General features: G+C 69.5%; 19 protein-coding genes and 1 pseudogene. 11 read left to right on the forward strand and 9 right to left on the reverse strand.

Features of this window, described 5'->3' with window-relative positions:
* On the forward strand, positions 1-962 hold a 962-nt coding region (locus BLW84_RS42200), incomplete at its 5' end, for a helix-turn-helix domain-containing protein (RefSeq protein WP_093277805.1).
* Between the two features lie 159 nt (positions 963-1,121).
* The gene (locus BLW84_RS42205) at positions 1,122-1,703 is read left to right on the forward strand and encodes a hypothetical protein (protein WP_093277808.1); all 582 of its coding nucleotides are present in this window, start codon (positions 1,122-1,124) and stop codon (positions 1,701-1,703) included.
* Between the two features lie 148 nt (positions 1,704-1,851).
* On the opposite strand, the gene BLW84_RS42210 is transcribed toward BLW84_RS42205, so the two are convergent.
* Positions 1,852-2,772: a LysR family transcriptional regulator gene (locus BLW84_RS42210; protein ID WP_093277868.1), complete on the reverse strand. Its 921-nt coding sequence runs from the start codon at positions 2,770-2,772 to the stop codon at positions 1,852-1,854.
* 112 nt (positions 2,773-2,884) lie between these two features.
* Here BLW84_RS42210 and BLW84_RS42215 point away from each other — a divergent pair, with 112 nt between their 5' ends.
* From BLW84_RS42215 to BLW84_RS42230, 4 genes are all read left to right on the forward strand, one after another.
* Positions 2,885-4,918 (forward strand): oxidoreductase, encoded by a 2,034-nt coding sequence (locus tag BLW84_RS42215; protein ID WP_093277811.1) that lies wholly within the window; start codon positions 2,885-2,887, stop codon positions 4,916-4,918.
* Positions 4,919-4,935: 17 nt separating this feature from the next.
* Positions 4,936-6,183: an aromatic ring-hydroxylating oxygenase subunit alpha gene (locus tag BLW84_RS42220; RefSeq protein WP_093277814.1), complete on the forward strand. Its 1,248-nt coding sequence runs from the start codon at positions 4,936-4,938 to the stop codon at positions 6,181-6,183.
* A complete protein-coding gene (locus BLW84_RS42225; protein ID WP_093277817.1) occupies positions 6,180-7,238 on the forward strand; it encodes an FAD-binding oxidoreductase in 1,059 nt (352 codons plus the stop codon). The genes BLW84_RS42220 and BLW84_RS42225 overlap by 4 nt, the downstream gene beginning before the upstream one ends.
* 226 nt (positions 7,239-7,464) lie before the next feature.
* Complete coding sequence (locus tag BLW84_RS42230; protein ID WP_093277821.1) at positions 7,465-8,097, forward strand: DEAD/DEAH box helicase family protein; 633 nt, start codon at positions 7,465-7,467, stop codon at positions 8,095-8,097.
* A 243-nt stretch (positions 8,098-8,340) separates the two neighbouring features.
* Here the strand turns inward: BLW84_RS42230 and BLW84_RS42235 are convergent, their stop codons facing one another.
* Positions 8,341-9,279 carry a GlxA family transcriptional regulator gene (locus BLW84_RS42235; protein WP_093277824.1) on the reverse strand — a complete coding sequence of 313 codons (939 nt, stop codon included), beginning with the start codon at positions 9,277-9,279 and terminating at the stop codon, positions 8,341-8,343.
* 210 nt (positions 9,280-9,489) lie between these two features.
* On the opposite strand from BLW84_RS42235, the gene BLW84_RS42240 reads away from it, so the two are divergent.
* Together BLW84_RS42240 and BLW84_RS42245 are read left to right on the forward strand one after the other, a co-directional pair.
* A complete protein-coding gene (locus BLW84_RS42240) occupies positions 9,490-10,179 on the forward strand; it encodes a DJ-1/PfpI family protein (RefSeq protein ID WP_093277827.1) in 690 nt (229 codons plus the stop codon).
* Between the two features lie 109 nt (positions 10,180-10,288).
* Positions 10,289-10,666 (forward strand): annotated as a pseudogene (locus BLW84_RS42245) (DUF6010 family protein); the annotation flags it as partial.
* 166 nt (positions 10,667-10,832) lie between these two features.
* Here the strand turns inward: BLW84_RS42245 and BLW84_RS42250 are convergent.
* Positions 10,833-16,334, reverse strand: a complete 5,502-nt coding sequence (locus tag BLW84_RS42250; protein WP_093277832.1) for an ATP-binding protein — start codon at positions 16,332-16,334, stop codon at positions 10,833-10,835.
* Positions 16,335-16,754: 420 nt separating this feature from the next.
* Here BLW84_RS42250 and BLW84_RS49625 point away from each other — a divergent pair, with 420 nt between their 5' ends.
* Positions 16,755-16,928, forward strand: a complete 174-nt coding sequence (locus BLW84_RS49625) for a hypothetical protein (protein WP_245761764.1) — start codon at positions 16,755-16,757, stop codon at positions 16,926-16,928.
* A 145-nt stretch (positions 16,929-17,073) separates the two neighbouring features.
* Here the strand turns inward: BLW84_RS49625 and BLW84_RS48110 are convergent, their stop codons facing one another.
* The 3 genes from BLW84_RS48110 to BLW84_RS42275 all read right to left on the reverse strand — a co-directional run bounded on the left by BLW84_RS48110 (position 17,074) and on the right by BLW84_RS42275 (position 19,738).
* Complete coding sequence (locus tag BLW84_RS48110; protein ID WP_177226995.1) at positions 17,074-18,276, reverse strand: MFS transporter; 1,203 nt, start codon at positions 18,274-18,276, stop codon at positions 17,074-17,076.
* Between the two features lie 312 nt (positions 18,277-18,588).
* Entirely contained in the window at positions 18,589-18,768 is a 180-nt protein-coding gene (locus BLW84_RS42270; protein WP_218157698.1) for a hypothetical protein, read from the reverse strand.
* Positions 18,761-19,738, reverse strand: a complete 978-nt coding sequence (locus BLW84_RS42275; protein WP_093277840.1) for a proline iminopeptidase-family hydrolase — start codon at positions 19,736-19,738, stop codon at positions 18,761-18,763. Before BLW84_RS42275 ends, BLW84_RS42270 begins: the two co-directional genes overlap by 8 nt.
* A gap of 742 nt (positions 19,739-20,480) precedes the next feature.
* Here BLW84_RS42275 and BLW84_RS42280 point away from each other — a divergent pair.
* Positions 20,481-21,053, forward strand: a complete 573-nt coding sequence (locus tag BLW84_RS42280; RefSeq protein WP_245761765.1) for a DUF4232 domain-containing protein — start codon at positions 20,481-20,483, stop codon at positions 21,051-21,053.
* A 70-nt stretch (positions 21,054-21,123) separates the two neighbouring features.
* Here BLW84_RS42280 and BLW84_RS42285 read toward each other — a convergent pair whose 3' ends face one another.
* Positions 21,124-22,320: a cytochrome P450 gene (locus tag BLW84_RS42285; protein WP_093277844.1), complete on the reverse strand. Its 1,197-nt coding sequence runs from the start codon at positions 22,318-22,320 to the stop codon at positions 21,124-21,126.
* Positions 22,321-22,573: 253 nt separating this feature from the next.
* On the opposite strand from BLW84_RS42285, the gene BLW84_RS42290 reads away from it, so the two are divergent.
* A complete protein-coding gene (locus tag BLW84_RS42290; protein WP_093277846.1) occupies positions 22,574-23,317 on the forward strand; it encodes a helix-turn-helix domain-containing protein in 744 nt (247 codons plus the stop codon).
* A 17-nt stretch (positions 23,318-23,334) separates the two neighbouring features.
* Here BLW84_RS42290 and zwf read toward each other — a convergent pair whose 3' ends face one another.
* Together zwf and gnd are read right to left on the reverse strand one after the other, a co-directional pair.
* Positions 23,335-24,771, reverse strand: a complete 1,437-nt coding sequence (zwf, locus tag BLW84_RS42295; protein ID WP_093277850.1) for a glucose-6-phosphate dehydrogenase — start codon at positions 24,769-24,771, stop codon at positions 23,335-23,337.
* A 2-nt stretch (positions 24,772-24,773) separates the two neighbouring features.
* Positions 24,774-25,802 carry a phosphogluconate dehydrogenase (NAD(+)-dependent, decarboxylating) gene (gene gnd / locus BLW84_RS42300; RefSeq protein WP_093277852.1) on the reverse strand — a complete coding sequence of 343 codons (1,029 nt, stop codon included), beginning with the start codon at positions 25,800-25,802 and terminating at the stop codon, positions 24,774-24,776.
* Positions 25,803-25,915: the final 113 nt, after the last annotated feature.

Below are 25,915 nucleotides of genomic sequence, written 5' to 3' on the forward strand. Positions count from 1 at the left end.
GTCCGGTCCGCGATCCCGATACGGGTGCGCTGCTCGGCGCGGTCGATCTCAGCGGGCCGCTGCACACGATGCACCCGGCGCTGCTCGCGCTCGTGACCGCCGGGGCGCGGCTGGTGGAGGGCGAACTCCGCTGGCGCCTGCACGCCTCCGACGACCTCTTCCGCGAACGCAACGCCCACTACCTCGGCGAATCCGGCCGGGGAGCGGCGCTGCTGAGCCCGAGTGGCCGGATCGTCGCGAGCGCGTCTACGGCGCAGTTCGTTCCGGGGCAGCGCGTCGGCCTCGACGACAGCGGGATCGTCCGTCTCGACAACGGCGAACACGCCGAGGTCGAACCGCTGGAGGGCGGTTACCTCCTGCGTGTTCCTCAGCGCCGCCGGCGCCCGCAGCTGTCGTTGCAGCTTCTCGGCGACGGCATTCCCAAGGCCACAGTGGACGGTGTGCGGCACGAGTTGAGCCTGCGGCACGCGGAGATCCTCGCACTGCTCGCGATGCATCCGGGTGGCCTGAACGCGGAGCGGCTGGCGCTGCTCCTGCACGGGGAGCACGGCAACCCCACCACGGTCCGGGTCGAGATCCACCGCATCCGCAACGTGCTCGGCCAGGACGTGGTCAAGCCCAGGCCGTACCGGATCGCCGCCGATCTCGACAGCGACCTGGGCGCCCTCCGCGAGGCTTTGAGCCGGGGTGACGCCGAAGCAGCCCTCGACCACGCCGGACTGTTGCTGCCGCGCTCGGAGTCCACCGCGATCCGTGCCGAGCGCGACGAACTCCTGGCGTCGTTGCGCGGGTTGGCGTTGGCGGCGAGGAGTCCGGAACTGCTCTGGCGTTTCGCCAACACCGATGCGGGGCGCGACGATCTGGAAGTGCTGGAAAAGGCACGCGACCTGACGGCACCAGACGCCCCGCAACGAAAAGTCCTCGAAATCCGGCTGCGCCGGTTATCGGAAGAAGAGGCGTAGCGAGCCCGACCGGACACGCCAGGGGTCCTCACGGCCGAGCCCACCGCTTCGCGTTCCCAAGGCATCGCCGGTACGACGAACCTCGGAGGACAAGGCTGCGGGCGCTGGGGTGGGCGCAGTTCGGTTGCGGGCAGTTGGCAGGGGTTCTAACCTGCGCCGATGGTCGTGCAACGATTGCAGGCGGCGGCGCTGTTCCTCGGTCCGGTCATCTTTGCTGCATCGCCGTTCTTCTGGGTCGACGGTCATTACGGCGTGAATGGCGGGATGTTGATCGCCCTTTCCATGGTGCCCTGGGTGTACGGGCTGATCGGGGAATACGAACGGTTGCGCGAACGCATCCCCGTCGTGTCCGGGCTGTGGTTGTTGCTGTTGTTGATCGGAATGTTCGGCAGCATCGCATTCGGGCTGCAGGGCTTCTTCGAAGGCGTATTCGGCTTGCACGATCAGGTGGCCCTGGCGCGCTTCGGCGACTACCCGCCGCAGAGCCTGCTGGTGCTGTGGCTCCCGGGGCCGACCTTCCCGCTGGCCCTGCTGGTATTCGGCGTACTCCTCTTCTGGACCCGACTGTCCCCGCGGTGGGTCGCTGTCCTGATCTGCCTCGCCGCTGTGGTCTTCCCGCTGGGCCGGGTTCTTCGCCTCGAATGGGTCGCCTACATCGTCGACCTGCTGGTGATCGTTCCGTTCGCCCAACTCGCTTGGAGCGCTTGGCATCGGACGCCAGCCGATTCCACGATGTCTTGAGGCCGGGTCGCTCTGATCTGCCGAAAATGTTGATCCAGAAGATCTGGCGCGCTTTGGATCAACTTGCCGGTGCGGAGGCCTTGCTGCGGAAAGAATCTGAGCGAATAAGCGCCTTTCCCGTCGGCTTCGACTCGAAGCCGACGCCCGGTCAGCCGGGTTGGGCCGGGAGGATTCCGGCCGCGGTCTTGGTGATCGCTTGGAGGGCGCGGGCGATCGTTGGATTGTCCCGGCCGCCCATCCTGGTGGCCGCCAGGATTCGGCGCGCGGGTGCCGGTTCGCCGTGGAGCGGGATGCGGGCGACCGGCCAATAGCTGTGCAGGCGTGCCAGCCGGGGCACCAGGATGACGCCGAACCCGTGGGCGACGAGTGCGGTTCCGGTGTCCCATTCGTCGGCGTAGTGCGCGACGTTCGGGCTGAAACCCGCTGCCATGCACGCGGTGATCACCAGCTGGTGGTAGGTGCTGTCCGGTCGGCCCACGATCCACGGCTCGTTCGCCGCGTCGGCGAGTGTCACCGCCGGGCGGTCGGTCAGCGGGTGACCGAGCGGCGTGACCAGGTCGAGCGGATCGTCGAGCAGTGGCCGCTGGTCGAACCGCGCGTCCGCCAGCGGCGGGGTGTCCGCCGTGACGATCACCAGCGCCAGGTCCGCGTCTCCGGCGAGCAGCAGGTCGAAGCACCGGGCGGGCTCGGCCTCGATCAGCCGCACCTTCAGGTTCGGGAAGTCGTCACGCAGTTCGGCGGCGGCCGGCGGCAGCAAATGCGTTGCTGCGGTGGAGAAACCGCACAGGGTGAACGGGCCGCCGGGCTCGTCGGCGAGAGCGGCCAGTTCAGCCTTGGCGCGCTCCCACTGGGCGTGCAGCAGTTCCGCGTGGTGCAGCAGCGCATGCGCGGCGGAGGTCAGCCGGATTCGGCGGCCTTGCGGAACCACCAGTTCCACGCCGAGCTCCGCGGACAGCTGGCGCAGCTGGTAGGACACCGCCGACGGCGTGTAGTGCAGCACCTGAGCCGCGGCGGTGACGGTGCCGTGCTTGGCGACGAGCTGCAACACCCGAAGTCGAGCGTCAATCATGCAAGGAGTTTGCACGATCTGCTGCATGAACGTTTGATTGTCCGGACGGGCCATGGCGCTCCACGCTGGTGGGCACAGACGTCCACCTCGGCCGGAATTCGCGAGGAGCGCCATGCATCCGACGGATCCCCTGCTCCAGCCGTTCACCATCAAGCAGCTCACCTTGCGCAACCGCGTGGTCAGCACCTCGCACGAACCCGCCTTCGCCGAGGACGGCCTGCCCAAGGACCGCTACCGGCTGTACCACCTGGAGAAGGCGCGCGGCGGGGTCGGGCTGACCATGATCGGCGGCTCCGCGGTCGTCGCCCCCGACAGCCCACCGGCCTTCGGCAACCTGCTGCTCTACCGCGACGAGGTGGTGCCGTGGCTGCGTCGGCTCGGCGACGACGTGCACGCCGCCGGCGCGGCGGTCATGTGCCAGATCACCCACCTGGGGCGGCGCACCAGCAACTACGCGGGGGACTGGCTGCCGGTGCTGTCCGCGTCCCCGCTGCGCGAACCCGCGCACCGCGCGTTCCCCAAGGCCGCCGAGCAGTGGGACCTGGACCGGATCGTGCGGGACTACGCCGACGCGGCGGCGCGCTGCGAAGCCGGCGGCCTCGACGGCGTCGAGATCCAGGCGTACGGGCACTTCCTGGACAGCTTCCTGTCGCCGACGACGAACCGCCGCACGGACTCCTGCGGCGGGAGCCTGGCCAACCGGATGTCGTTCCCGCGCCGGGTGATCCGGGCGGTGCGGGCGGCGGTCGGGCCCGGTTTCATCGTCGGCATCCGGATGATGATGGACGAGACCCGGCCGGGCGGGCTGACCGTCGACGACGCCCTGGCGGCGGCGCGCTGCTTCCTCGACGACGGCATCGACCTCATCAGCACCATCCGCGGCTCGATCGAAAGCGATGCCGCGCTGGCCCGGACCATCCCGTCCATGGGCACGCCGTCGGCGCCGTTCCTGGAGTTCAGCGGCGAGATCAGGCGGAGCCTCCAGGTCCCGGTGATGCACGCCGCCCGCATCGCCGACGTCGCGACCGCGCGCCACGCCGTGCGGGACGGCCTGCTCGACCTGGTCGGCATGACCCGGGCCCAGATCGCCGATCCGCACCTGGTCGCCAAGGTCGCGGCGGGAGCGGAGGACCGCATCCGGCCGTGCGTCGGGGCCAGCTACTGCCTCGACGCGATCTACGACTCCGGCGACACCAAGTGCATCCACAACCCCGCCACCGGCCGGGAGCAACAGCTCCCGCACACCATCACGCGCGCCTCGGAGCGGAAGAAGGCGGTGATCGTGGGCGGTGGTCCTGCGGGGCTGGAAGCGGCCCGGGTGCTGGGCGAACGGGGACACGACGTGGTGCTGTTCGAAGCGAACGACGTGCCGGGCGGGCAGGTCCGCATCGCGGCCGCGAACCCTCGCCGGCGGGATCTGCTCGGCATCGTGGACTGGCGCGTCGACGAATGCAAGCTGCTCGGCGTCGACTTCCGGTTCGGCGTGCTGGCCGAGGCGGCGGAGGTTCGCGACGAGCACCCCGACGTCGTGCTCGTCGCCACCGGCGGCACGCCGAACCCGACGTTGCCGGAAGGGACCGAGGTGGCCGACACCTGGGACGTTCTCACCGGTGCCCTACGCCCCGAAGGCCGGGTGCTGGTCTACGACGACAACGGCGCGTACCCGGGCATGGACGCCGTCGAGGTGCTGGCCCGCCGAGGGGCGTCGGTCGAGTACGTGACACCGGAGCGCATGCTCGCGCCGGACGTCGGCAGCATGAATTCGCCGGCATATCTGGAAGTCTTCGCCGAGCACGCGGTGCGCGTCACGCTGGCTCACCGGCTGCGATCGGTGCGCCGCACACCGGACGGGCGCCGCACCGCGACGTTGCGCAGTGAGTACGCCGCCGTGGAAACCGAGCGGACCGTCGACCACGTGGTGGTCGAGAACGGGACGCTGCCCAACGATGAGCTCTACCAAGCGCTGCTCGCCGATTCGACCAACCTCGGCGAGGTGGACCACCGCGCGCTGCTGGCCCTCGCGCCGCAGGGCGTCACCCGCAACCAAGCGGGCCACTACCAGCTGTTCCGGATCGGCGATGCCGTGACCAGCCGCAACATCCACGCCGCCGTCTTCGACGCGCTGCGCCTGTGCCTGCCCATGTGAACACGAGGAGCGCGGAAGTGACTGCACTGGGAACCATCGAAGCGTCCGAACTCGTCGCCCGGCGGCCGGTCGGCCACAGCCTGGAAGCAGCGTTCTACACCGGCCGGGAATTCTTCGACCTCGACATCGCGGCGATCTTCGCGAAGCACTGGATCTTCGTGGCCACCGAGGCCGAACTGCCCGAGCCGGGCGATTACCTCACCACGACGCTCGGCGACTACTCGATCATCGTGCTGCGCGATGATGAGGAGAACATCCGGTCGTTCCACAACGTCTGCCGCCACCGCGGCGCCCGCATCCTGGACCAGCAGCGCGGATCGGTCGGGAACATCGTCTGCGGTTACCACAAGTGGACCTACGGCACCGACGGCGCGCTCCGGCACGCACCGTCCCAGCCGCCCGGCTTCGACCCCGGTTGCTTCGGGCTCAAGCCCGTCCACGCCCGCAGCGTCGCCGGTCTCGTCTTCGTCTGCCTCGCCGACGAACCGCCGAGAGACTTCGCCGACGTGTCCGCGCGCATCGAACCGTACCTGGCGCCGCACCGCCTGCGCGAAGCCAAGGTCGCAGCGCAGGTCGACCTGGTGGAGCAGGGCAACTGGAAGCTGGTGATGGAGAACAACCGGGAGTGCTACCACTGCGACGGCCATCCCGAACTGCTGCGCACGTTCTTCCCCACCTACGGCTACACCGACGCGAACCTGCCCGCGCGGCTGCGCCCGGCGCACGAGCGCTACCTGCGGGTCGACGCCGAGCTGCGCGCGATCTGCGACGACTCCGGCCTGCCGTACCGGCTCATCGAGGAGCTGGACACCCGCGCGACCGGGTTCCGAATCCAGCGCGATCCGCTCGACCTCGCCGGGGAATCCTTCACCGCGGACGGCAAAGCCGCGTGCCGGCGCCCGCTCGGCGACGTCCCGACACCCCGGCTCGGGCACTTGTCGCTGCACCTGCAGCCCAATTCGTGGTTCCACGTCGTCAGCGATCACGCCGTCACCTTCTCGGCGCTGCCGATCGCCCCGGACCGGACGTTGCTGCGCACCACCTGGCTGGTGGCCCCGGATGCCGTGGAAGGCGTGGACTACGACTTGGAGACGCTGCTCAAGATCTGGACGGCCACCAACGAGCAGGATGCGCACCTGGTCGCCCGCGCGCAGCAGGGGATCGGCAGCCCGGCGTACGAGCCCGGCCCGTACGCCCCGACGGAGTACCAGGTCGAGGCCTTCTGCAACTGGTACATCGGCCGCCTCCGCGAGCATCTGCGATGACCGGCGTGCGAACCTCCCGGACCACGTGCGACTGGGCGGACGCGGCGGACCAGCGGCTGGTCTGCAAGCAGGTCCAGCAGTTGACCGCCGACGTGAAGATGTTCGTCTTCGAACCCGTCGAGCCCGCGCTGTTCCACCACGACCCGGGCCAGTACATCACCATCACGGTGCCGGTCGACGGGCTGGAGGTCGACAGGTGCTACACGCTGTCCTCACCGCCGTCCCGCCCGCACCTCGCGGCGATCACCGTGAAGCGCGTGCCTGGCGGGCAGGTCTCCAACTGGCTGCACGACCACTTGGTGCCCGGTGCGGTCCTCCACGCACGAGGCCCGTTCGGCGAGTTCTCGATGCACCGGCGCCCGGCGTCGAAGTACCTGTTCCTCTCCGCCGGGAGTGGCGTGACGCCGCTGATGTCGATGACCAGGACGCTCCACGACCTGGCCGGCCCGGCGGACGTGGTCTTCGTGCACAGCGCCCGCACCCCGGACGACATCATCTTCCGGCGAGAACTGGACTTCATCGAAGCCACTTCGGAGCGCATCCGGGTGGCGCACGTCTGCGAGGACGACGGGGCGGACGAGCGCTGGGCGGGCCGGCGCGGTCGACTGGACCTCGACGTGCTGCGCAGCATCAGTCCGGACTTCCTGGATCGCGAGGTGTTCACCTGCGGTCCGGCCGGCTACATGGCCGCCGTGCGGCTGATGCTCGCGGAAGCCGGTTTCGCCATGGACCACTACCACGAGGAGAGCTTCACCCTCGACGCCGCGGTCCCCGAAACATCCGGTGGCGAAGGGACATTCGAAGTGCGGCTCGCCCGCAGCGGCCGGACCGTCGAGTGCGACGCCGACACGCCGGTCCTGGACGCCGCGGCGAGCGCCGGCATCACCCTGCCGTCGTCCTGCGGACAAGGAATGTGCGGCACCTGCAAGGCAACGCTGCTGAAGGGCTCGGTGGACATGCGGCACAACGGCGGTATCCGCCCCCGGGACCGAGCGGAGAACAAGATCCTCCTGTGCTGCGCGAAACCACTGGAAGACCTGGTGATCGACGCCTGAGTCCCTTCCTGATCGGATCGCAGAAGAAGCTCACCGCACGGTCAAGCGTTGCCGGCGCGATCAGGAGTTCGGCCGAAAAATTCGGCGGAGAACCTCGCAGTCATGCCCTAACCTCGCCGACGTGATGATGCAGCAGTTCTTCTTCCGCCTGAGCTGACTCGGCCCCGAGTCCCGGCGCCGCGCCTCGTGCGCGCGGCGCCTGATCAGTCGTTCCTGAAGGAGAAAAATGCTGTTGCTCGTGTCCGGCGCCTCTGGCGTCGGCAAGACCACCGCGCGTCTGCACGCACGTCATCTGTTCGAGCGGCGCCGGCTCGACGACGTGTACGAGACCGCCGAGCTCTTCACGCTCAGCCCGATTCCGGATGTTCCGACCATCGCCTGGCGCCAGGAACAAGTGGAAGCGGCGGTCCGCCGCGCGATCGCCCTCGAAGCAGAGGGCAAGCACCTGCTGTTCTCGGGTGACCCGGTGCCGCTCGGCGAGGCGCTCGCCGCTCCGAGCGCCGACCGGATCGACATCGCCGCGTGCCTGCTCGATGTCGACGAAGAGGCTCATCTCGCTCGTCTCGCGCAGCGCAACGAGTCGGAGGAGCTGATCCCGCTGCATCGGAGCTTCGCCACCTGGCTGCGGGCGCACGCCACCGACCCCGGGCACGTCCCGGAGGCGGTCACGACCGATGCCTGGCCGACGATGCGCTGGGAGCGCTGGGTCGGTCGCACGCCCGGGCCGGAGTGGGCGATGACGGTCATCGACACGTCACGACTCACGCCCGAGCAAGTGGGGGCGAGGGTCGCGGACTGGTGCCAGCGCGCGGTGGCCGGAGACGCCCCGGTCTTCCGGACAGGCTGGTTCCGAGGCTAAGAGGCGACGTCTACGCCTCGATCCACGCCTGAACAAGGCAGTCATGGTGCTGCCCGCACGAAAGGTCGGGCAGCACCATGATCGTGTTCGGCGAGTCCATCGCCCAGCTCCGGCACCTGGGAGGAACTACCGTCCGCAGGCCGAAGCCATCAGCGGTGTCGTGGTTTTCCAGCAGTGCTTCGGGTTGCGTTGCGGTCTCTACCGAGGTCTGGTCCGGCGCTTCCGGAAGGGAGGCGAGTCGAGTCAGCTGAAGGTGCGGCGGTAGGTGTTCGGGCTGACACCGGTCGTGCGTTTGAAGCGGTCGCGGAAGGCGGTGGGCGACCCGAAGCCGACCTGGTCGGCGATGCGCTCCACGGAGTGGCTCGTGGTCTCCAGGAGGTGCTGGGCCTGGCGGATGCGGGCGCGGTGCAGCCACTGGAGAGGGGTGGTGCCGGTCTGCTCGCGGAAGCGTCGGATCAGGGTCCGGGTGCTGGTTCCGGCGCGGGATGCGATGTCGGCGAGGCTGAGGTCGCGACCCAGGTTGTCCTGCAGCCAGGTCAGCAGTGGTTCGAGGGCGGAGCCTTGCGGCACGGGCACGTAGTCGTGGACGATGAACTGCGCCTGACCGCCCTCGCGTTCGAGAGGCATGACGGAGAGGCGCGCCGCGTGGGCGGCCACGGCCGATCCGTAATCGCTGCGGATCATGTGCAGGCACAGGTCCAGGCCCGCGGCGGCGCCGGCAGAGGTGAGGACCTGCCCGTTGTCGACGTACAGGACGTCCGGGTCCACCGTGACGTCCGGGTAGGCGGTGGCCAGGCGGCCGGCCGCGGCCCAGTGAGTGGTGGCCCGCAGGCCGTCGAGGAGCCCGGTGGCGGCCAGGGGAAAGGTGCCCGAGCAGATGGAGGCGATCCGCGTGCCCTCCTCGGCCGCCGCGCGCAATGCGTCCCGGACGGCGGGGGCGAGCGGGGCGGCGAGGGTGGCCGTGCCGGGCACGATGATCGTGTCCGCGCCCTTGAGCCCCTCAAGGCCCCACGGGGCGCGCAGGGTGAAGGCGCCCGCGTCGATCTCCGGCCGTTCGGCGCAGATGCGGATCTGGTAGCCCGGGCGCCCGTCCGGGAGGCGGGTGCGGGTGAAGACCTCGATCGGGGTGGACAGGTCGAACGGGATCACCTGGTCCAGGGCGAGGACGGCGACGGTGTGCATGGCGAGAACATATCTGTCCGCCGGGCGGGAAAACGCGGTCCCGACCCCAGGAATGCGTTGTCCGCCCGAGTTCGGAGCCCTCGCGACGAGCCGTGGCACTATCCCGTTGAAGAGTGTCACTCATGCCACTGGGGCAAGGGAAGCAGGCCGCATACCTTCGGAGGCGTCCCCGGCACCGGGCCGGTTTTCCCTCACGCGAAGGAACTTTCCATGCACGTCCAGATGGTTCTGTTCGACGGCTTCGACCCGCTAGACGTCATCGCCCCCTACGAAGTGCTGTACGCCGGCGGCATCGCCGCCGCGGGCGCGGTGAGCGTGGAACTGGTCTCCGCGGAAGGGGCGCGCGAGGTGGTCAGCGGCACCGGAGGCCTGGCGTTGCGCGCCACGGCCGCCCTCGACCCCTCGCGCGCGGGCCTGATCGTGGTTCCCGGTGCGTCGGGCCGCGTCGGCGAGCCCGGTGACGTCCCCGACCAGGATGCGAGCGACGAGGGGTGGCGGCAGGACGAGTTCATCCCCGTCCTGCTGGGCCGGACCCTGAACACCGAGCTGCCCGCGCTGCTGAAGGCGGCCATGGATAACCCGGAGGTGACGGTCAGCACCGTGTGCGGCGGCTCGCTCGTCCTGGCCATGGCGGGCCTGCTGGAGGGACGCCGGGCCACGACGCACCACACGGGCCTCGACATGCTCGACGCCACAGGCGTCCACGTGGTGCAGGCGCGCGTCGTCGACGACGGCGACCTCGTCACCGGTGCGGGCGTCACCTCCGGACTCGATCTGGGGCTGTACTTGCTGGAGCGCGAGGTAGGGCCTCGTATCGCGCACGCCGTGGAGGAGTTGTTCGCCCATGAGCGCCGCGGCACCGTCTGGCGCGATCACGGCCCGGTGCCCGCCGGTTTCTGACCGTGCGCCGCGCGCTTCTCGTTTCGCCCTCATTCGTTCGCGCACACCGCAAGGAAGAACAGCAGCATGTCCGTCGAAGGAATCCGGATATCGAAAAGGTGACCCAGTCATGATCTACGTCGTGCCGATCCTGATCGGCCTCCTGTACGCGCTGCTGATGTCACTGATCCGCGAACCGCACCGGCGCCGTTTCAACGCGATCATGGTGGCGGGAGCGGGCGCCGCCTACCTCAGCGGCGGCGGCTTCGGCGGCTGGGAGTTCCTCTTCACCGTCGTCGCCACGTATGTCGCCTACCGCGGGCTGGAGTCCTGGACGTTCATCGGCATCGCCTGGCTGATGCACACCGCCTGGGACGTGCTCCACCACCTCAAGGGCAACCCGATCGTGCCCTTCGCGCACACCTCCTCCCTCGGCTGCGCGATCTGCGATCCCGTCATCGCCCTGTGGTGCTTGCGGGGCGGTCCGTCGCTGATCGACCTCGTCCGCGGCTGGTTCACCCGCTCCCGCATCGCCGAGCAGGAGCCCGCGGTCAGCAGCGGAACCTCTGAGTCGGTGACCACGACCGCCGGGCATTCCCGCGCCAGATGCGAGAAGGCCCGCTGACCAATGCTTTCGCGCTGATCAACGGGCCTGTCCCATGCCCCGGAAGCGGTTACGCCCGGCGCATTCCGCTCTCGATGGCGTCGATGATCCGCGGCCGCAGTTCGTCGGCGCGAACGATCGCGTCGACCGAGCCGACCTCGACGGCCCGCTGGATGCTGTGCACCCGGTCGAACTCCGCCGCCACCTCGCTGAGCTTCTCCGCGCGCACCGCCGCCCGGACATCGGCCAGCTTCAGTTTCAGCGTCGCCCGCTCGGTGCCGTCGGCTTCGGCGACGAGCTCTTCGAGCTCGCGCACCGCGGGGTCGTTCGCCGTCCGCGTGTTGACCTCGCCCGCGAAGACCACCGCGGCCGCCGGCGCGCCGCCGATCACCGAGGCGAACGAGCCCTCCACGGCGAGCACCGTCATGTTCGGGTTCAGCGCCTTGGAGAACACCACGAAGGCGCCGCCGTGGTATCGGGAGATCACGCAGAACACGATCGGGCCGCGGAAGTTCACGATGGCCCGGCCGATTTCGGCGCCGTACTCCAGTTGCAGCTTCCGCATCGACTCCGGCGAGCCGTCGAACCCGGACAGGTTCGCCAGCACCACGAGCGGCCGGTTCCCGCTCGCCGCGTTGATCGCCCGCGCCGCCTTCTTCGACGAGCGCGGGAACAACGTCCCGGCGGTGTAGGAGTCCGGCCCGTCGGTGGGCGGGAAACCGCGGCGCGCCACCGGCTGCGATTCGATCCCGAGCAGGCACACCGGCCAGCCGCCGAGGTGCGCGTCCTGCACGACCGCGGTGTCCGCGTCGGCCATCCCCGCCCAGCGCTCCAGAACGGCGTGGTCCTGGTCGGCGACGGCCCGCAGCACCGTGCGGATGTCGAAGGACTTCTTGCGGTCCGGGTTGCTCGCCGCGGAGAAGATCTCGCCCACCGTGGCGAAGTCGCTGCCGGCCAACGCGTGCGGGAAACCGGAGATGTCCCGGTCGTGCGGGTCGGCGGTCCCGGCGCGCCGCGGTGCGGCCTCGCCGGGTGCGACGTAGGTGTGGTCGTAGTGCGCCATCAGCACGTCGTGCGCGGCACCCAGGTTCGGTGCCCAGTACTGGGCCTGGCCGTTCGGCCCCATCACCCGGTCGTAGCCGCCGATGCCGAAGTTGTCCTCGGCCGATACGCCACCGGAGAAGTCCAGCGACTGCTTGCCGGTCAGCACCATCGCCGAATCCGGCGTCATCACCAGGATTCCCTTGGTGTGCATGAGCATCGTGGCCTCGGCGTTCCAGTACGGCTGGGCGCCGACGTTGATCCCCGCCACCACGATGTTGATCTCGCCGCCGTCCTGGGTGAACTGGACGATCCGCTTGAGCGCGGCGGCCACCCAGTCCATGTTCTCCGTGCCGGAGTCCATCGAGATCCGGGCACCCGCCGACAGCGCGAACCACTCCAGCGGCACCTGCAGCCGCTCGGCCAGGTCCAGGGCGGCGATCACCCGCGAGCACTCCGGTTCCGACAGCGCGCCGAGCGCCTTGGTCGGATCGCCCAGCAGCACCACCCGGGTCATGCCCTCGGGATGGCGCTCGGTCGGCGTGCTGACGACGCCGGCGACGATGGCCGCCGAGTTCTTGCCCTTCGGGCGGTCCACCGGCGCCAGCACGCCGGTTTCGTCGAGGTCGTGCTCGACGAACATGCCGTCGGGCCCGGCGAGCATGCCGGTCAGCTCGTACGGGTAGGCGGTGCCGCGCTTGGCGGCGCGCAGCACCTTCTGGCGGTAGCTGTCCAGCGGCTCGATCGGTTCGGTCGGCGGCTCGATCACGGACAGCTGCACACCGGTGCCGGCGTCGTAGCCGATGCGCACGGCGAATTCGCTCAGCTCGCCGGTCTCCCGGTCGCGCCGGCGCCCGAGGAACAGCACTTCCTCCAGCCCGGCACCCGCGGTAGTGGGCAGTACCCGCTGCGCGACGGTGTTCAGCTCGTCCGTGGACAGCTCGTTCGGCGGCCACACGTAGATGGTGATCCGGTTGGTGCCGGACCGGTTGTTCCCGTTGTTCGCGCCGGGCTTCGCCTGCGCCTTGCGGACCGCGTCGAGGCACGCGGTGAGCACGCCTTCCGCGGCAGGCAGCGCGACGAGCCTGCCGTCGTCGTCCCGGAGCGGCGTCAGGTCCCGCACCTGGGCCAGTGCCACGAACCGCTCGTCGGCCGGGTTGTCCGGCGCCACGCAGCGGAAGAGGTACACCTCTTCGTCGGCCGACGGCAGGCGGGTGAGGTCGAATTCGCCCAGCCGCTCCAACTGCATCCGCTCGGCGATGAGCGGGTGCAGCCCGCGGATCAGGCGTTCCTCGGCGAAGCCGGTCGGCGACGGCCGGAACGTGAAGTGGTGGTGCATCACCGCGCCGCTGCGGCCCGCCACGGTGGTGGTGATCCGGCTGACCTGGCTCGGCAGCGGTTGGGCCGCGAGCACCTCGGCCAACTCCGCCGCCATCGCGTCGGTGTCCTCGGGCTGATCGGCCCAGACCAGGTAGATGTCGGCGACCAGATCGCCGTCCGGCGCCAGTTCGCCCAACGCCCGCACGGCGTCGGGCAGGGCCGCGAAGTCCACCGCGGTTGCCACCACGCGCGTGTGCGTGCTCTGGTGTTCGGCGCTGACGAACGTGCAGCCGGCGGCCAGGGTCGTGCGGACGTCTTCGAGTTCCCGGTTGCCGTAGTAGCGGCGGGTGAGCACCTCCAGCAACGGCGCCGGATCGGTGCCCTCGCGGCCGATGCGCTGCCCGACCAGCCGGACCAGCGGTTCGGCGCTGGTGACCATGGCGGAGATCCGCTCCGCCCGGTCCGGTGCGTCCGGGTGCTCGTCGAGGTGGCGCAGGTGCTCCCGCACGCCCGCGTAGACCTCCGCGCGGCTGCGCCGCAGCATGGGCTGGGCGAACCACCGGAAGACCACGGTGCGGGCCAGGTCGGAGACGGCGGGGAACCGGAGCTGGGTGGCCGCGATCAGGTGTTCCAGCGCCAGGCCCGCGGCCTGGCGAGCCGCGCTGGACGGAGGCGCCTCGGCGAGCCACTGCCGCAGCAGTGCGGTCACCACCGCCGCGCCCGTCGTGGCGCGCTGCTGGGCGAGGAAGATCCGGAAGACGGCCTCTTCCAGCTCGGGCGCCCGGTCCAGCTCGTGGACCCCGTAGTGACCGAGCACCCGGACGAGGCGCTGCTGGAACGTCTCGGACAGCCCGGCCCGCTCGACGTCCAGGCTCTGCAGGTAGGTGTGGAAGTACTCGCGGGCGCTGTGCACCCGCGAGTCCGCCTTCGTCTCTTCCCCGACCGGCCGGTTGCGGCTCAGCTCGGAGAGGTCGGCGAACACCGCCAGCAGTTCGATCTCCTCGGTGAGCGGGCGCTGCCCGGCCTCGGCGAGTTCCGCCCGGGCGGCCAGGTAGTCCGCCAGCACCCGGCGCTCGTCGTGCGGGTCCACGTCGAACCCGAGCAGCTGACTGCGCAGATCCTGCCGGCCGCGGGTCGCCCGCTGCCGCGCGCTGAGACCGTCCGGCCGCTGGGGCAGGGCGAGGTCGGCGGCGGCTTCGTCGGCGGGCTGCTCGGGGCCGGCCTCGTCCTGGTCGCCGAGCGGTTCCAGCCGCAGCAGCGGCGCGCCCATCTCGACCTGGCTGCCCGCCCGCACCACGCATTCCCGCAGCTTCGCGCGGAACGGCGCGCGCACCACGGTCTCCATCTTCATGCTCTCCAGCACGAGCACCGGAGCGCCCGCTTCGACCTCGGCGCCGACCTCCAGCGGGGTCGCGACCACCAGGGCGGGCGCCGGTGCGCGCAGCACGCCGCCCTCGTCCCGGCTGACCCGGTGGGCGACGCCGTCGACCTCGACGAAGTGCACGGGACCGTGGGTGTCGGTGACCAGCCGGTACCGCTGCCCGTTGACCGAGATCTGCCCGGCGTGCGAGTCGAACCGCTCGACCTCGACGTCCGCGGGGTGGACGTCGCCGCCCGCGGTGCCGATGCCGACCCGGAACCGCTGCTGCCCCACGCGCGCCACCTGCACCCGGTAGCCGACGCCCCGCAGCTTGAGGTCCAGCGGTCGGCCGCTCTCGTGGCGCGCCTGCGGGCGGCCGCCGTGCGCGGCGGCCAGGAACCGCTGCCGTTCGGCGAGTTCGGCGTCCTCGTAGTCCTTGATGGCGGCCGCGGCCAGCGCGATCGCGGAGTGCCGGTGCGCCTGGAGCTCGCCCTGCGCGCGCACCCGGTCGATCCACCCGGTGTCGGCGGTGGCCTCGATCACCTCGGGCCGGTCGAGCAGGTCGAGCACGAAGCTCTTGTTCGTCGCGCCGCCGGAGACGATGACCGTGGTCTGCGCCATCGCCCGGCGCAGCCGGCCCAGCGCCTCGTCGCGATCCCGGCCGAACGCGATGATCTTGGCGATCATCGAGTCGAAGTCGGCGGGAATGGTGTCGCCCTCGCCGACCCCGGTGTCCACGCGGATGCCGGGACCGGCCGGGAAGTCCAGGCGGGCGATCTTGCCGGGGGAGGGGGCGAAGTCGCGGTCCGGGTCTTCGGCGTTCAGCCGGGCCTCGACCGCGTGCCCGCGCTCGGCGGGCGGCTCGCCCGCCAGCTTGCCGCCGGCCGCCACGTGCAGCTGGGCCTTGACCAGGTCGACGCCGGTGGTGGACTCGGTGATCGGGTGCTCCACCTGGAGGCGGGTGTTGACCTCCAGGAAGGCGAACAGCCGCTCGCCGGGGTGGTAGAGGAACTCCACGGTCCCCGCGCCCCGGTAGCTCACGGCGAGGGCGAGCCGCTCGGCGGCGGCCTTGAGCTCCCCGCTCTGCTCAGCGCTGAGCACCGGGGAGGCCGATTCCTCGATGACCTTCTGGTTGCGCCGCTGGATCGAGCAGTCCCGCACTCCGAGCGCCCACGCCGTGCCCTGCCCGTCGGCGATCACCTGGACCTCGACGTGCCGGGCGCCGGTGACCAGCCTCTCGAGGAAGACCGCGCCGCTGCCGAAGGCGCGCTCGGCTTCCATCCGGGTGCGCTCGTAGGCGTCGGCCAGCTCCTGCTCGTCGTTGATCACCCGGATGCCGCGGCCGCCACCGCCGGCGGTCGCCTTCAGCATCAGCGGGTAGCCGATCTCGTTCGCGCTGCGGATCGCCGCGTCCAGGTCGGCGACCTCGCCGCGGCTCCACGGCGCCACCGGGACGCCGACCTCCTCGGCGATCAGCTTCGCGCCGATCTTGTCGCCGAGCTTGCGCATCGCATCGGGGCTCGGCCCGATGAAGGTCACGCCCAGCTTCTCGCAGAGCTCGGCGAACGCCGGGTCCTCGGCGACGAAGCCCCATCCGACCCACGCCGCGTCGGCCCCGGTGTCGATCAGCGCCCGCTCCAGGACGGCGAGATCGAGGTAGGGGCGCGCCTGCGCCGGGCCGAGGTCGTAGCTCAGATCGGCCTCGCGCACGAAGGCGGCCGTGCGGTCGGCGTCGGTATAGAGGGCCACGGTCTCGATCCGTGACCCGGTTTCCGCCGCGACCTCCCGCACGGCATGGATCAGCCGCATCGCAGCTTCCCCGCGATTGACGATCGCAACACGACTGAACACCGAGCAGACCTCCTGCAGCTATCTCTCCTGGGGCGGCAACACCCCGCTCAGCACACCATCCTGGCTACTGATCGGTATGGATATGTCGAAACCCTGGCGTGGTGCGCCCCGAAAATCGTCTGGCATCGCCAAATCGACCCGACCGGCACCCCTCCCAACTGTTTCGATGCAGCAATTTCAGTGATCCGCATCTCATCAGGTGGTCATGGGCGTGACGGGGACGATATAGGACGGCCCATGGTTGGCCGATCACCGACTCCGGCGCCCGGCCGCGGTGGACATGCCGACCGCGTCTGCGGCTGATCATCAGGCCATCCGGTCCCCGCCCGCCGACGAGCAGCGCGCTCATGCGACGGAACCGCCGGGTCGTTCTCGACGTTCTCGGCCCACACCGGACAATGCCGACGAAAAGCACCGCTGATGGGCGTGGAACGACGGCTGCGGCTGGATCGTCCACGAACCGTTGCGCCGACGACCACCGGCGACCCGGAACAGCGATGCGGCCGGTTCGAGAACGTGTCCGACATCGCCGAGCTGGTCTCCGGCCTCGGCGGGTACACCGGCAGCGCCGCACCCGGCGAGCACGGGAACTGATCAACCGCGGTGACCTGCCCGCGGCGGGCGCGATCCCCGGTCCGGGACCACGCCCGCCGGATTCGGATCGGTGTCCAGGCGAAAGCTCATTCCCGGTGCTGGTGTTCTCCGCGTCGCCGCGGAATTCCTTCGTGGACCGGCGAAATCAGGTGGAGACGTTGCGGCGACGGTTCGCGAGGACGGAGAACAGGAGCTGCAGGAGGCAGAAGAACAGGAGGGCTGCGATGGCCCAATGAGCGGTGCCGGTGGTGTCGCGGAGGGTCGCGGTGAGGGCCGGGCCGACTGCGGCGAGCAAGTAGCCGAAGCCCTGGGCCATCGCGGACAGCCGGGTCGTTTCGTCGTCGCTGGTGGTGTGCGCGGGGATGGCGGCGAGTGCGGGGGCGAGGGCGGCCATCCCCACGCCGAGCAGCGCCGCCCACAGGATCGGGGCCGTGGCCGGTGCGACGAGGAGTCCCAGCAGTCCGAGGCCTCCACTGCAGGTGGTCAGCACCATCCACATGCCGATGCGGGTGGTGTTGCGGTAGCAGGACGCGGTGATGACCACGGAGGCGGCGATGCTGACCAAGAGCGTGCCGGCGCTGAGAGCGCTGGCACCGACCGGACTGACTCCGGTGACTCGTAGGAGGACCGGCTGCCAGGAAAGCATGGACAGGGCTTGCAGCGACTGCAAACCCATGAACAGGGTCAGATACCAGGCTTGCGCGCTTCTCAGGAGAGATCGGCGGGAACGGGGCATGCGTGGTGGGGATGCGGCGCGCGTCGTGCGGGCCAGCGACAGCGGTATCCACAGGAAGAGCGCGGCCGCGACGGGGAGGATCCAGATTCCCAGTCCCGTGCGCCATCCGCGGAGGGCGGTCAGCCAGGGCGTGATCGCGGTCGCCGTGGCCGCACCGACTCCGATCATGCTCGCCGACAACGTCGTGAGCGCGGCGGTTCGCCTACCACCGATCTGCTGGCAGACGGCGGGCAGGAGGACTTGCAGTCCGCCGATCGCGCAGCAGGCCAGGACGGTTCCGGCGAGCAGCAGCCAATGGCCGTGGGTGATGCGCACCGCTTGGCCTGCGAGCAGAACACCGAGGAACACAACAACGCTCGTCTGCGTGCCGCTGCGGCGGCGAAGGGGAGGAACGAGGAGCGTTGTCGCGGCGATGCAGAGGCAGGGCATCGCCGTCAGGATGGCCACCGCCGTCGTGCTGAGGCCCAGTGCCGCGCGGATCTCGGGCAATGCCGCGCCGACCGCGGTCACCGCGGTGCGGGCGTTGAACGCGGCCAGCACGAGCGCCCCGACTGCCAGGACTCGCCACCACATCGGGCGCACCGCAGGGATGACGACGGTGGGGATCGGCATCGTCCGCTCGTTGGCGAACAAGGTGGAAGAGGAGGAGAACATGCACCCCTGTGCCTAGGCTGATGGCTGGACGTGCCGGCGCGCGAAGTTCGCTGCGCCGGATGCGATGGCGACGAGATGATGAGCTCTCTCGGCTTAAGATCATCATAAGGTCGTCCGCGCGAGGCTCAGCCCCGGCCCGACGTTCCTCTGTGGAGGCATCGCTGCGGGAGAGGTCCACCTGACGTCGTAGCGCTCACCGGTCTCCGAGCGCGTTGCCCCGATCGGTGGCGGTGGACGTGATGCGCTGGCTGCGCAGCAGGATTGCGGCGATCACCGGCAGGACGCCGGTGGCGCCGGCGGGCTTGGCGATGTCGCCGGACTGGCCCGGTCGACCGCCTTGCGGCCGTCGACCGGGCCGAGGTCGAAGAGGAACGGCGGGTCGGCGGTCGCCGCGGCGAACTCGGCGGCAGCGGGTTCGAGCACCGGAGGCGTCAGAACGTACTCAGGCATGGTCCCGTTCTGGGATGCGGATGATGGTGTGCGGCTCACAGGTCGAGCCGGCCCGGGCTGCTGCCCGTGGGGACTGGTTCGGCTGAGCGCGCCTCTCGATCCGGGCCAGGTAGTCGCGGATCGTCGAGATGTACTCGCGGCGAAGCGGCTCCGCCTCCAGGTAGCCCATGTGGGCGGCACCGGACTGCGTGACGTGTTCGGAGTCCGGGATTCGGCCTGCGATGTCGGCGAGGTGGGCGGGAACGCATTCGTCGAACTCCCCGCCGAGGACCAGCGTGGGAACTCGAATCCGGTGGAGGTCGTCGAAGATGTCCCAATCCTTGAGGGTTCCCGTGACGTGGTAGTCCGCCTGACCGATCATCGTCCGGAAGGTGAGCAGGCTCGTGCGATCCGAGTCGAGGTTCACCGGAGCGGTGCGCACAACGCACGCGCGCAGGTACTCGCCTTGGGCGACCTGGTAGTCGGGATCACCTGTCTCGCCTCGCAGCTCGCGACCGTACGTGCGGTCCAGCACGTTGCCCGGTAGTTTCGCCATCAGATCTCGCGCTTCTTCCTCGAACCGGGGGACGCTCGCCAATCCGTTGGCGCAGACCAGGCTCGTCCACTCGGGTGCGCGCTCGGCGGCATGCTGGAGCCCGAGCATGGCTCCCCAGGAGTGGCCGTAGACGTGCGGTCGCCGGAGGCCGAGACCTTCGACGACCGCATCGAGTTCGTCGAGGAAGCGATCCACCGTCAACAGCGAGGTGTCGTGGATCGGATCCGAACGCCCCACTCCGAGCTGGTCGTACCAGATGACCTCGCGTTCCTCGGTGAGCGGCTCGAACGCCTCGAACAACGGGTCGCTCGGATAGCCCGGCCCACCGTGAACGAGCAGGAGCGGCGCGCCACCGCGGCCCATCCTGCGGTACCAGACCTTGCCTCCCGGCACGTCGATCTCGCCTTCGACCACGTCGATCTCATACCCGGTCATCCGGCAACCTCAAATCCAACGGCGGTTTCACAGCCGTTCTGTCGAGAGCAGAAAGAAAAAACGTTGCAGCACAACGGAAGGTGTCTCGGCAGCGTCGCAGCAGTTGGTGCCGGACGTGCCCGCGATGAAACCGGCGAATCGGCGCTGTGCCCTGCGGTATGAACGGCCGCAAGGCCGACGTCCCTCCTTCGCGGGCCTCTTGCGCCGCCGCGCCTCCAGACGCGCGGCCTGGTCGGCGATTCGAAGCATAGGGACGAGAACCTCCGAGAATAAGTCTTGATTTGCCCGGTCGTCTCAGGCAGTGGGCACCGAACGCGCGACAAAGGTCCGTCACTTGCTGGCGAACGCTCAGGGCAATGGCGTGATTCGATGTTCGCGAAGTCGCCGCCGCATGCCTCTGCCATCTTCTGAGGCGTCGACGCTGGCTCCACCGGAGACCGAGCGGAAGACGATCCGGCATCCGGAGAGCGGCGACATCCTCATCGCTCCGGGCACGGAGCTGCGCATGGTCACCTACACGGCAGCGCCACACCGTTGAGGTGCCGGCTGCCGACTCGAAATCTCCCTGCGTCAAGTTGTTCGGGGGTTCGTTGCCCTTTCGGGCAAGGTTGATCGAATGCGGCCGAAGCCGGGTGGTGGACGCAACCTCGGTTGGTGTGGTGCGTCTTTCCTGATGACAAAGCGGTGAGAAACCGTTGAAACAAATGAGGAAAAGGGGAGCACTATGCTCAAGCGTCACCGTATGACGACGGCCATCACCGGTATTCTGGGTGGGGCGCTGCTGATCACCGGCTGTGGAGCCGCTGTCGCACTGCAGCCTTCGCAGGCGCCCGAGCGTGACGCGGCCAACGCCGGTTTGGCCTCCGGCGGGGGTGGTGGGGACATCGGCACGTCGAACTGCGCGGAAGCCGATTTCCTCGCCTCCGCAGCGCCGGTGGAGGGCGAGCCCGGCAGTTTCATCGTGACGTACGGGAACCGGTCGGACAAGACCTGCACGATCAACGGTGGCGTGCCCAATCTCAAGGGCGTGGACATGAGTGACTCGCCGATCGAGGAGCTGCCGGTCGAGGACGTGCGGCTTCCCGACGCGCCCGAGGAGTTCACCCTCGAGCCCGGCGAGAGCGCGTACTTCGGCATCGGCATGATCCTGGCCGACAGCAGTGATCCGAACGCTCATGTCCTCAGTGGGTTCCAGGCCTCGCTGCCGGACATGTCCGAGCTCCAGCCGGTCTACATCGACGGTGACGACGAGGTGCGGTTCGCCGTGGAGAACCTGCGGGTCAGCTCGCTGGTGTCCACCCCGGACGAGCTGTGAGTCATTAAAACCCAGGTGAATCCAGCAGATTCGGGGCTCTGGCCTCGACCGCGGTGAGCGTCGTCTTGGCTCACCAGGTGACTGGGAGTTCGGTCACGCCGTAGATGCTCGCCTTCTCGCGAAGCGGGGCGTCGTCGGCGGGGATGGCGAGGCGCAAGCCAGGGAACCGGGCGGCCAAGGCGGGGAACGCGACTCGCATCTCCATCCGGGCCAGTTGCTGACCGAGGCACTGGTGGGGGCCGTGGCCGAAGCCGACGTGGCCGGCGGGGCCGCGACGCAGGTCCAGGGTGTGCGGATCGGCGAATTTCGCCGGGTCGCGGTTGGCTGCCGCCATCGCCAGCACCACAGTGGACCCGGCCTTCACCAGGTGGCCGTCGAGTTCGACGTCCTCGAGCGCAACCCGCGCCAGGACGGACACGACGGTGAGGTAGCGCATCAGTTCTTCGACCGCCGGATTGACCAGGTCCGGTTCTGCGTGCAGTGCTGCCCATTGATCGGGATGCCGCAGCAGCGCGAAGGTTCCCAGCGCGATCATGTTGGTCGTGGTGTCCAGCCCCGCGGCGAGGAGCAGCCCACCGATGCCGGTGAGCTCGTCGTCGGTCAGGTCGCCGCCGGCGAGGTCGCTGAGAATGTCGTCGGTCGGTTCGGTGCGCTTGTCCGCGACCAGTCCACGTACGTACGCCATCAGCGCCTCGTACGCTTTGAGCCCCTCGTACTGCCCTTCCGGCGTGGTGGTGTCCGCTCCGAAGATCGTGGCTGCGTCGTGCTGGAACCGCTCCCGGTCCTCGTAGGGCACGCCGAGCAGTTCGCAGATCACCGTGGCGGGGATCGGCTGGGCGAAGACCGTGACCAGATCGATCGGCCCGCCGTGCCGTTCCATGATGTCGAGGTGTTCGGCGGTGACCTGTTCGATCCGCTCGGTCAACTGCGTCATGCGGCGCACGGTGAACTTGCCGGTCAGCAGCTTTCGGTACCGGATGTGCTCCGGCGCGTCCATGCCGAGGAAGACACCGGGATCCGCGGGCGGCGCCACCCCCTCGTATTCCAGCGTCGGCGAATGCATGAGTTCGCTGCGCGCGCTGAAGCGCGGATCGGCGAGCACAGCGCGCACCGTGGCGTGGCCGGTGGCCAGCCATCCTTCGTGCCCGTCCGGGAAGATCAGGGGAGTCATCGGCGCCTCGGCGCCGATGCGGGTCAGCTCCGCTGGCGGGTCGAACGGACAGCCCGGGGTGCGTTCGATGGGCAGCTCGACGGCCGGCTTGGTCATGTTGTTACCTCGCTTGGTTGTGGGAGATCGCCGGATGATGGTGCCCGGGTACCGGATTCCAACGTTAGGAACGAGCCGAAACACCGGTCAATGGCGATCCCTCCGGATCAACGTTGTTCGCGCAGCTCACTGCCGTGATCGTCGATTGCAATGACGATGCCGCTTAATGCACGCCGAACGGCGGTGCGTTGCAACGGTCGACGACCGGCACGGATACTGGCATCGAGACGGCCGGATCGGAGGACGCAGTCGGATGCCAGGACGCAGACTGACCGGAGCCGACCGGCGGCAGATCTCCGGGGGATTGGCGCAGGGCCTGGATTACGCCGAGATCGCTCGCCGACTCGGTCGTCCGACCTCGACGGTGATGCGCGAGGTCGCGCGCAACGGTGGACCGGGCCGCTACAGCGCGGAACTGGCACAGCTCGCGACGATCCACCGCGCCAGGCGCAGGCCGCGTCCGGCTGCGGCGCAGCGGATCAGCGAGGACAGCGGCCCCGATCCACACATGACGGCCGCGTTCATGGCCGAGTTCACCGCGGCGCTCATCGAGACCGGACTCCCGCGCACCGCCGCCGGCGTGCTCGCCTGTCTGTTCGCCTCCGAAACCGGCAGTTGCACGGCCGCTGAGCTGGCACAGCGCTTGCAGGTCAGCGCGGCGACCATCTCGCACGCGGTCGGTCTGCTGGAGAAGCAGGCGCTGATCCGCCGTGGTCGTGACGACCGGGGCAGGCGCCACCGGTACTTCATCGACGACGATGCGGGCGTTCGGTCCGCGGTGGTCGGCGTCCGCGCCAACCAGCGGCTCGCCGCGACCGCACTGCGCGGGGCCGACATGTTCGGGGCCGACACCGATGCCGGAGCTCGGCTCGCGATGACGGGCCGACTCCTGGAGCAGATCGGCAACGACATCATCCGGTCTGCGCAACGGCACTGGCGTGCTGCGACCGGTAAGGAGCTTGGTGATGCGCGGGCGTACCAGGCGTCGGCGGAGTAGTACCCGAACGCGCGCGATCACTCTACGTCGGCGTCTTCCAGATACCAGCGGTGTGGCGCGATCAGGTCGCTGACGGCCGGTTCGGGTCCCCAGGAGCCGGGGGCGTACGGCCGTAGCGGTGGTGGGTTGTCGAGCAACGGGGTCGATGCCTCCCAGATGCGTTCGATGCCATTGGACCGGGTGAACAGCGACTGGTCGTCCAGCATGGCGTCCAGGATCAAGCGCTCGTAGCCCTCGAGCCCGTGCTCCTGGCAGAAGGAGTCCGCGTAGCGGAAGGTCATCGCTTCTGGTGCGAGCCGCATGGTGGGGCCGGGCTCCTTCGCGAGGAAGCAGGCGGCGATCCACCCCGGGTCTCCGAAATCGATCACGATCCTGTTGCCGAGGTTCTTCTCCTGCCAGGGGAGATCGGTGGGGAACATCCTCAGCGGCGGCTCGCGCAGGCCGAGGGTGATCACCTCGCGGTGCTGTGCGAGTTTCTTGCCGGAGCGCAGGTAGAACGGCACACCGGCCCAGCGCCAGTTGTCCACCTCCAGCCGCAGCGCGGTGAACGTCTCGGTCTGCGAATCGGGGGCGACGCCCGGTTCGCCGCGGTAGCCGTCGTACTGGCCGCGTACGACGTGCCCGGGTTCGATGGGGCGCAGCGCTTCGAAGACCTTGTCCTTCTCGTCGCGCAACTGCTGCGCAGCGAGCGAGACGGGTGGCTCCATCGCCACGATGCCCAGCACCTGGATCAGATGCGTGACGATCATGTCCCGGAAAGCGCCGGTGCCTTCGTAGAAGTGGGCGCGGCCCTCGAGGCCGAGCGTTTCGGGCACGTCGATCTGTACGTGGCTGATGTGCTCCCGGTTCCAGATGGGTTCGAACATTCCGTTGGCGAACCGGAGGGCGAGGACGTTGTCCACCGATTCCTTGCCGAGGAAGTGATCGATGCGGAAGACCCTGGATTCGTCGAAGACGGCGTGGATCGTCTCGTCGAGCGCTCGCGCGGAAGCGAGATCCGTGCCGAAGGGCTTCTCCACGATCACCTTCGAGTTCGCCGCCAGGTCCGTGTCGCCGAGCATTCCGACGACGGATCCGAACGCCGTGGGCGGAACGGCCAGGTGGAAGATCTTGCGTGGCTGCCCGCCGAGGGCGTTCTCGGCGGCCCGTACGGCCGGGAGAAGCGGGCCCGCATCCGGTGGGTCCGATACGGCGAACGACAGCGAGTCCGCGAAGGACTCCCACACCGGCCCGGATGGCTCGCAGCGTCCGAAGGTGGCGACCGCATCGCGTGCGTGTTCGCGGAACGCGTCGTCGCTCAGCGCGGAGTGAGCCCGCCCCGAGCCCACGATGCGGTAGCCGTCGGGGAGGAGGCCTGCCCAGGCGAGGTGGAACAGCCCGGGAAGCAGTTTGCGCTTGGCGAGGTCGCCGGTGGCGCCGAAGAGCACGATCACGTGGTTGTCCGGGCGTGTCACGATCAGCTCCTCTTCTCGGCGTGTCCGCCGAACTCGCTGCGCATGGCGGACAGGAGCTTGTCGGCGAACTCGCTCAGGCCCCGGGACTGGAACCGCTCGGTGAGCGCCGTGGTGATCACGGCGGCAGGCACGCCTTCATCGATCGCCGCCAGCACGGTCCACCGCCCTTCGCCGGAGTCCGAGACGCGCCCGGTGAATTCCGCCAGCTTCGGCGACCGGGCGAGCGCGTCCGCGGTCAGGTCGACGAGCCAGGAGCCCACGACGGAGCCGCGGCGCCACACTTCGGCGACCTGACCGACATCGATCTCGTACCGGTAGAACTCCGGCTCGCGAAGCGGGGCGGTCTCGGCGTCGGCGGTGTGCTCGCGGCACCCGGCGTCCGCGTGTTCGATGATGCTGAGGCCCTCGGCGATCGCGCCCATCATCCCGTACTCGATTCCATTGTGGACCATCTTCACAAAGTGCCCGGCCCCGCTCGGGCCGCAGTGCAGGTAGCCGTCCGGCGCTGTCCCGTCGGCCTGCCTGCTCGGCGTCGGTTCGGCGGCGCCTGCGCCGGGCGCGATGGTCCGGAAGAGGGGGTCGAGCCGGGCGACGGGCTCGGTATCGCCGCCGATCATGAGGCAGTAGCCGCGTTCCAGGCCCCAAACACCGCCCGACGTACCGCAATCCAGGTAGTGAATGCGGCGAGGAGCGAGTTGCGCGGCACGGGTGATGTCGTCGCGGTAGTAGGAGTTGCCGCCGTCGATGACGGTGTCGTCCGGGTCGAGGAGCTCGATGAGCTGGTCGAGGGTGGGCTGCACGACGGCGGCCGGCAGCATGAGCCAAGCGGCCCGTGGCCGCTCCAGCTTCGCCACCAGGTCGCCGAGCGATCCGGCGGCGACGGCGCCCTCGTCCGCCAACTCTCGCACTGCGCTTTCGTTGAGGTCGTAAACCACGCAGCGGTGGCCGTCGCGCAGGAGCCGGCGCACGAGGTTCGCGCCCATCCGGCCGAGCCCGATCATGCCGAGCTGCATGGGGGTGTCGGTTGCCATGGCTGCTCTCCTCCTAGCTTTTCAGGGCGCGGTGACGACGGATGAGGGCGCCGGTCGACGACCTGTCCGATCTCGGCGTGATGTTGTGATGGACATCTTTCGGCCCTCGGAGC

This window comes from Saccharopolyspora shandongensis, from assembly GCF_900106995.1.
Taxonomy (GTDB): domain Bacteria; phylum Actinomycetota; class Actinomycetes; order Mycobacteriales; family Pseudonocardiaceae; genus Saccharopolyspora; species Saccharopolyspora shandongensis.

What these genes read in the sequence shown, in the direction of transcription:
- gnd (WP_093277852.1), bottom strand. Translation starts at nt 25,802, where the DNA reads ATGGCAACCGACACCCCCATGCAGCTCGGCATGATCGGGCTCGGCCGG.
- BLW84_RS42270 (WP_218157698.1), bottom strand. Translation starts at nt 18,768, where the DNA reads ATGCCTGAGTACGTTCTGACGCCTCCGGTGCTCGAACCCGCTGCCGCC.
- BLW84_RS42215 (WP_093277811.1), top strand. Translation starts at nt 2,885, where the DNA reads ATGCATCCGACGGATCCCCTGCTCCAGCCGTTCACCATCAAGCAGCTC.
- BLW84_RS42275 (WP_093277840.1), bottom strand. Translation starts at nt 19,738, where the DNA reads ATGACCGGGTATGAGATCGACGTGGTCGAAGGCGAGATCGACGTGCCG.
- BLW84_RS42225 (WP_093277817.1), top strand. Translation starts at nt 6,180, where the DNA reads ATGACCGGCGTGCGAACCTCCCGGACCACGTGCGACTGGGCGGACGCG.
- BLW84_RS42235 (WP_093277824.1), bottom strand. Translation starts at nt 9,279, where the DNA reads ATGCACACCGTCGCCGTCCTCGCCCTGGACCAGGTGATCCCGTTCGAC.
- BLW84_RS42290 (WP_093277846.1), top strand. Translation starts at nt 22,574, where the DNA reads ATGCCAGGACGCAGACTGACCGGAGCCGACCGGCGGCAGATCTCCGGG.
- BLW84_RS49625 (WP_245761764.1), top strand. Translation starts at nt 16,755, where the DNA reads ATGGGCGTGGAACGACGGCTGCGGCTGGATCGTCCACGAACCGTTGCG.
- BLW84_RS42210 (WP_093277868.1), bottom strand. Translation starts at nt 2,772, where the DNA reads ATGATTGACGCTCGACTTCGGGTGTTGCAGCTCGTCGCCAAGCACGGC.
- BLW84_RS42230 (WP_093277821.1), top strand. Translation starts at nt 7,465, where the DNA reads ATGCTGTTGCTCGTGTCCGGCGCCTCTGGCGTCGGCAAGACCACCGCG.
- BLW84_RS42205 (WP_093277808.1), top strand. Translation starts at nt 1,122, where the DNA reads ATGGTCGTGCAACGATTGCAGGCGGCGGCGCTGTTCCTCGGTCCGGTC.
- BLW84_RS42280 (WP_245761765.1), top strand. Translation starts at nt 20,481, where the DNA reads ATGACGACGGCCATCACCGGTATTCTGGGTGGGGCGCTGCTGATCACC.
- BLW84_RS48110 (WP_177226995.1), bottom strand. Translation starts at nt 18,276, where the DNA reads ATGCCGATCCCCACCGTCGTCATCCCTGCGGTGCGCCCGATGTGGTGG.
- BLW84_RS42285 (WP_093277844.1), bottom strand. Translation starts at nt 22,320, where the DNA reads ATGACCAAGCCGGCCGTCGAGCTGCCCATCGAACGCACCCCGGGCTGT.
- BLW84_RS42240 (WP_093277827.1), top strand. Translation starts at nt 9,490, where the DNA reads ATGCACGTCCAGATGGTTCTGTTCGACGGCTTCGACCCGCTAGACGTC.